Origin of the sequence: Neobacillus drentensis, from assembly GCF_036965425.1 — a bacterium.
Classification (GTDB): Bacteria; Bacillota; Bacilli; order Bacillales; family Cytobacillaceae; genus Neobacillus; species Neobacillus drentensis_F.
This window is the reverse complement of record NZ_JBALPP010000117.1, coordinates 23,906-30,228: the sequence shown is the minus strand read 5'-3', so window position 1 is coordinate 30,228 and position 6,323 is coordinate 23,906. Positions and strand designations below refer to the sequence as shown.

Genomic DNA, 6,323 nt, shown 5'->3' with positions numbered 1-6,323 from the left:
CTCTTATATGTGGGCTTAATAGAAAATTATAAAAAATCCATATTAATCCATTAGTTGAAAAGAAAATGCGAAAAGCTCATTCTCAATTATAAAACCGAAATGAAAACGCATACATTTCAGCTGTAAACTTCGGAGTGTGTCTGTTTATTTTCCTCTTCCCTTAAGTTGTAACTTCTTTTAAAATAGAAATGGAGGGATTAAGGTTTTGTATTGCAAAAATTGGAGGGTGTTTCTATGGGTGCTTACATAACTGATTTAACAATTGTTGCTTTATTAATTATTGGGATTACAGCCCTTATGGGTGTCATAACAAACAGTTTTGGAGAAAAGGTCTTCGGAGGAAAACGTCGCACTGAATTTACAGATCAGGGTGCTAAATATCAAACTGGTTGGAAAAATGTTGGTGGAAACAGAAAAGCGTAAGGCTGCATAAGAAAAAACGATCTCAAAGTCGAGATCGTTTTTTTTAATGTTTACTCTGTGCTTGATATTGTTTAAATTCTCTTTCAGAACAAAGAACGAAGTGACCAGGGGTAACTTCTCTAAATTCGACCGGTTCATTATCCTGGTAATTATGACTTGCAGGATCATAAGATCTACGTTTTCGAGTCCGTTCACTGATTGGATCCGGTGCTGGAATTGCAGATAATAGTGATTGTGTGTACGGATGAAGTGGGTTTCTGTATAGTTCATCCGCAGGTGCAAGCTCAACCATTTTACCAAAATACATAACACCGATTCGATCACTAATGTATTTTACCATGGAGAGGTCATGTGCAATGAAAAGGTATGTTAATTCTTTATCTTTTTGCAGCTTTTTCATGAGATTAACAACTTGAGCCTGAATAGAAACGTCTAATGCTGAAATAGGCTCATCTGCAATAATAAACTCAGGTTGAACAGCAAGTGCACGAGCAATCCCAATGCGCTGACGCTGACCACCAGAAAATTCATGCGGATAACGGTTTGCGTGCTCTCTATTTAATCCAACTGTTTCTAGGAGTTCATAGACCTGATTCATTCGGTCTTCTTTAGATTTTGCCAATCCATGAATATCGATGCCCTCTGCAATAACATCGGCAATTTTTAATCTTGGGTTTAAAGATGCATATGGATCTTGGAAAATCATTTGCATTTTACGATTAAACTCTTTTAATTGCTTTTTAGATTTTCTGCCATGGACATCTACGCCGTCATACAAAACTTCTCCACCAGTGGCATCATACAAACGGATAATTGTACGACCAGTTGTTGACTTTCCGCACCCAGATTCCCCAACCAGTCCCATAACTTCGCCTTTAAAAATATCAAAGGATACATTATCTACTGCTTTTACTTCATTAACTTTACCTTCATTGAAATATTGCTTTAAACCTTTTATCTCTAATAATTTTTTCCGTTCAGCCATTTATTTTCCCTCCTTATTTCCAGGGAATGTTCCTGCCCCTACACCTACGCCTGTGCCAACATACTGATTTTGACGTCTTTTAACAGCATCAGGCGGCTCAACCTTTGGTGCATCCGGATGAAGTAACCAGGTTGCAGCATAGTGTGTATCGGAAACTTTGAAGAACGGAGGCTCCTGCTCTAAGTCAATCTTCATTACGTAAGGATTACGTGGCGCAAATGCATCACCCTTTGGCGGATCTAACAGATCAGGAGGAGTACCTGGAATAGAGAAAAGCTCCTCATCATCTGTTTCCATGTCAGGCATAGAACTGATCAATCCCCAAGTATATGGATGCTGAGGATTGTAGAAAATCTCATCAGCAGTCCCAATTTCAACGATTTTCCCACCATACATAACAGCCACCCGATCGGCTACATTTGCAACAACACCCAGATCATGTGTGATGAAAATAATCGATGTATCAATTTTTTTCTGCAAATCCTTCATTAGTTCAAGAATTTGTGCTTGAATGGTTACATCCAATGCTGTTGTCGGTTCATCGGCAATAAGAACTTTCGGATTACATGCCAATGCAATAGCGATAACTACCCTTTGTCTCATCCCACCAGAGAATTGGTGAGGATATTGATTGACACGAATCTCAGGCTTTGGAATCCCAACAAGTTTTAATAACTCTACTGCTCTTTCCTTCGCAGCATGTTTACTCATGTTTTGATGCTTAATTAGCGGTTCCATAATTTGGTTAGCGATTTTCATCGTTGGATTCAATGATGTCATTGGATCCTGGAATATCATCGAGATATCTTTACCGCGGATTTTTTGCATTTCTTTATCTTTTAATTTGGTTAAATCCTTTCCGTCGAAAAGGATTTGGCCACTTTTAATTTCTGAATTATGCTCAGGAAGTAAACGCATAATAGATTTCGTTGTAACGGATTTACCAGAACCTGATTCACCCACAATGGCCAACGTTTCCCCTTTAAATAGTTCAAAGTTAACTCCACGAATCGCTTTTACTTCACCAGAAAAAGTATGGAACGATATATTTAAGTCTTTTACTTGTAAAACTTTCTCCACTACCATTCACCTGCCTTCTAATCACGCATTTTTGGATCTAGTGCATCACGTAAACCATCTGCTACTAGGTTAAAGCATACCATTATTAATGCAATCATAACGGACGGAATAATCATTTGATATGGAAACGCAATCATTGCTTTAAATCCATCATTTACTAATGTTCCCAATGAAGCATTAGGCTCTTGAAGTCCCAAACCAATAAAGCTTAGGAATGCCTCGAAGAAAATAGCATTCGGGATTGAAAACATTGTATTAATAATAATTACGCCAAACATATTCGGAATCATATGTTTGAATATGATAGAGCCATTTGAAGCCCCTAATGTTTTAGCTGCTAAAACAAATTCCTGACCTTTAAATTTTAATACTTGCGCACGGACAACACGAGCCATACTAGTCCATCCCGTAATAGTCAAGGCGATAATAATTGGGATGATCCCTGGTTTTAGGACAAGAATCATTAAAACTACAACGATTAAGTTTGGAATACCTACGATTACCTCGATGACCCGTTGCATAAAACTATCCAATTTTCCACCGATATAGCCCGATATAGCACCGTAGGAAACCCCTATAAGCATGTCGATTATTGCCGCCATAAAGGCAATTAATAATGACACCTGTGTACCCTTCCAAACTCGGGCAAAAAGGTCACGTCCCAAATTATCAGTCCCAAACCAATAATAGGCATCTACTTTACGTACTTCATAGGCGTTATATTCCGAACCATCTCTTCTTGTTAAGGTTCCATCAAAAGGAAGCCAATGGACATTCTCAAGCCCTTGAATCCGTGGAGGAAGGTTATTATGTTTTGTAGTTTGCGTGTCATAGGAATATGGTGTAATCATAGGACCAACAAATGCCATAACAAGTAAAATGACAAGCACAACAAGGCTAAAAACGGCCCCCTTGTTTTTTCGAACCCGAAGCCATGAATCCTGCCAAAAGTTTAGGCTTGGCTTTGCAATTTTTTCACTTTTAGACGGATCAACATGGGCGGGTGCAAACATATCTTTTGAAATTAAAGTTTCTTTGTTGATCATTTAGCTTTCCCCCCCGAAATACGGATACGTGGGTCGATGATTCCATAAAGAATATCAACAACTAATATAATTACGACGAACAATACAGCAAATAAAATGTTTGTTCCCATGATAACAGGATAGTCGTTTACACTGATGGATTTAACAAACTGCTCCCCAAGTCCGGGAATTGAAAAAATTCTCTCAATAACTAAGGATCCAGTCATCAAACTGACTGCCAAAGGACCAAGTACCGTAACTACTGGAATTAAAGCATTTCTCAAGGCGTGCTTAATACTAATTTGCCAGAAGCTGGCACCTTTTGCCTTGGCAAGGGTAATATAATCTGACCCTAATACCTCAATCATTTCCGTTCGCATGAATCGAGCTGCGATAGAAATCGGAAACATCGCTAAAGCAATCGTAGGAAGGATCGTGTATTCCGGGCCCCTCCAGAACATTACCGGCAGCCATCCTAATTTAACGGCTACGTAATACTGCAGCAATCCAGCAAAAATGAATGAAGGTACAGACTTACCTACAACGGCCAAAAATGTTGATCCATAATCTATCCATGTGTTTTGCTTTAACGCGGCAATAACACCAAGAAAAATACCAAGAATTGAGCCAAAAAGCATGGCCTCAAAACCAAGTGTTGCAGAAGGACCAATTCGGTTTGAGAGAAGTGTTGTAACAGGGGTATTATCAAATTGGAAGGAGATCCCCAAATCCCCCTTCACCATATTCTCCATATAGTGTGCATATTGAACAGGCACAGGGTCATTTAAATTGTACTTATCAAGTAAAATATTTCGCTGGACCTCCGTGAGCTTTTCAAAGTTATTAAAGGGACTTCCAGGAATTAGCTTCATGAGGAAAAAGGTAACGGATGTAACAATGAAAAGTGTAATTAACATATAGAGAACACGTTGCAATAAATATTTCGCCATGCCTACACCTCCTAATTAGTGAAATATTCGACGTTTTTCGACAATTCTGACACAGGTAAAAAGAGAGTATATTTTTCCAATATACTCTCTTTCTATTTGATTAAATATAGCTACTATTTAAGGATTTTAATCCACTGGTAACTATATTCTGCACCAAATGCATGGTGAGCAAAACCTTTAACCTTTTGATTAACTAATAAGTTAGATGAACGTTGGTATAATGGTGCAATTGCAGCATCATCTTCTAACAAGATTTTTTCAGCATCTTGAAGAGCTTTCCAGCGGTCTTGTGGCTTAAGAGCTAATTCTTTATTAGCAGAATCGATTAATTTATCAAATTCTGTGTTGCCGTAGTCCATGTGGTTTTGGCCTCCGCCTGTTACCCAAAGATCCATGTAAGTCATTGGGTCAGCGTAGTCAGGACCCCAACCACCCATTAATAAACCGTAATCTTCTTTGTCTTCACGAGCAATACGGATTTTGAAAGGTACGCTTTCAATAGTAAGCTTTAATCCAGGAAGATTCTTTTCTAATTGGTCTTTAATGAAAGCATCAGTAGTTTTAGCAGCTTCTGTATCTTGACCAACATAAACTAGAGAAACTTCTTTAAGGCCAAGTTCTTTTAAACCTTGTTCCCAAAGTTTTTTAGCTTCTTCTTTATTTGTCTTTAAGTATGTTCCAGCAGTATCACGGAAATCTTTGTTGTCTAAGAATGCAAATCCTTTTGGAACTAAGAAATCAGCCGCGATTGAACCGTTTGCTAATACATCATCTACTAAAGCTTTTTTGTCAACAGACAAAGCGATCGCTTTACGGATGTTTTTGTTTTTCAACGCAGGAATCTTTTCATTCATTTTTAACCACCAGATAGATGGCTCTTGGTAACGTAGTAAGTCTTTTGTTCCTTCAAATTGTGAAAGAATTGCAGCTTGTGAAAGCTTAGGAGTGATATCAGTTTCGCCAGCAGTGAATGCGTTTGCAGAAGCCTGACCATCTTTTGATACGTTAAAGTTAATCTTTGTTAAAGTAACATCTTTTGCATTCCAATAAGTATCGTTCTTTTCAACTGTCCATTCAGTTGCTGTAGGGCCATCCCACTTAGTCATTTTGAATGGTCCGTTGTAAACTAGGTTAGCAGCATCTTTTGCAAAGTCTGCGCCTTTTTCAGTAACGAACTTTTTGTTTTGCGGGTAGAACAAAGAGAAAGTAAGGTAAGACTCAATGTAAGGAATTGGACCTGTTAAAGTGATTTCTAAAGTATTAGGGTCAATCGCTTTAATACCAAGGTCTTCAAGCTTAGCTTTACCTTCAGTGATTTCAGTTGCGTTTTTGATTTTGCCCATCATGAAGTATGGACCATATGGAGAAGCAGTTTTAGGATCGATTGCACGCTGCCATGCAAACACGAAGTCATCTGCAGTTACAGGGTCTCCGTTTGACCATTTAGCTTCTTTTTTCAATTTAATTGTTAATACAGTTTTGTCATCATTATAAGTTGGCATGCCGTCAGCAACACCAGGAATAACTTTTTGATCTGGATCTAAACGGTATAAACCTTCGTTAATAGCTCCCAAAATTGTACCACCAAGTACGTCTTGGTTCATAACGCTATCCAATGATGGAATTTCAGCAGATTCTAAAACATTAAGTTCTTGAGAGTCTGCTAATTGCTCAGTTGCAGCACCTTTGTCAGTGCCCTTGTCCTTGTCAGTATCCTTGCTTGTATCCTTACCGCCAGAGCAAGCAGCGAGGAACATACTAAGAACTAGTGATAGTACTAATAGTAGTGAAAGTTTTGATTTCTTCACTAGTAGACCTCCCTTTTCTATTATTCTGAAAAATTACTACATTCTCTATTAT

The 6,323-nt window shown here is 38.3% G+C and carries 6 protein-coding genes; 1 reads left to right on the top strand and 5 read right to left on the bottom strand.

Going from position 1 to position 6,323, the window contains the following annotated elements; all coding sequences use genetic code 11:
• Positions 1-234: 234 nt before the first annotated feature.
• A complete protein-coding gene (locus tag V7161_RS24780; protein WP_335715479.1) occupies positions 235-423 on the top strand; it encodes a hypothetical protein in 189 nt (62 codons plus the stop codon).
• A 43-nt stretch (positions 424-466) separates the two neighbouring features.
• Here the strand turns inward: V7161_RS24780 and V7161_RS24775 are convergent, their stop codons facing one another.
• From V7161_RS24775 to V7161_RS24755, 5 genes are all read right to left on the bottom strand, one after another.
• Complete coding sequence (locus tag V7161_RS24775; protein WP_335715478.1) at positions 467-1,408, bottom strand: ABC transporter ATP-binding protein; 942 nt, start codon at positions 1,406-1,408, stop codon at positions 467-469.
• Positions 1,409-2,488 (bottom strand): ABC transporter ATP-binding protein, encoded by a 1,080-nt coding sequence (locus tag V7161_RS24770; protein WP_335715481.1) that lies wholly within the window; start codon positions 2,486-2,488, stop codon positions 1,409-1,411.
• A gap of 17 nt (positions 2,489-2,505) precedes the next feature.
• Positions 2,506-3,534: an oligopeptide ABC transporter permease gene (gene opp3C, locus V7161_RS24765; RefSeq protein WP_335715477.1), complete on the bottom strand. Its 1,029-nt coding sequence runs from the start codon at positions 3,532-3,534 to the stop codon at positions 2,506-2,508.
• The gene (gene opp3b / locus V7161_RS24760; RefSeq protein WP_335715476.1) at positions 3,531-4,463 is read right to left on the bottom strand and encodes an oligopeptide ABC transporter permease; all 933 of its coding nucleotides are present in this window, start codon (positions 4,461-4,463) and stop codon (positions 3,531-3,533) included. The genes opp3C and opp3b overlap by 4 nt, the downstream gene beginning before the upstream one ends.
• A gap of 113 nt (positions 4,464-4,576) precedes the next feature.
• Positions 4,577-6,271: a peptide ABC transporter substrate-binding protein gene (locus tag V7161_RS24755; RefSeq protein WP_335715475.1), complete on the bottom strand. Its 1,695-nt coding sequence runs from the start codon at positions 6,269-6,271 to the stop codon at positions 4,577-4,579.
• Positions 6,272-6,323: the final 52 nt, after the last annotated feature.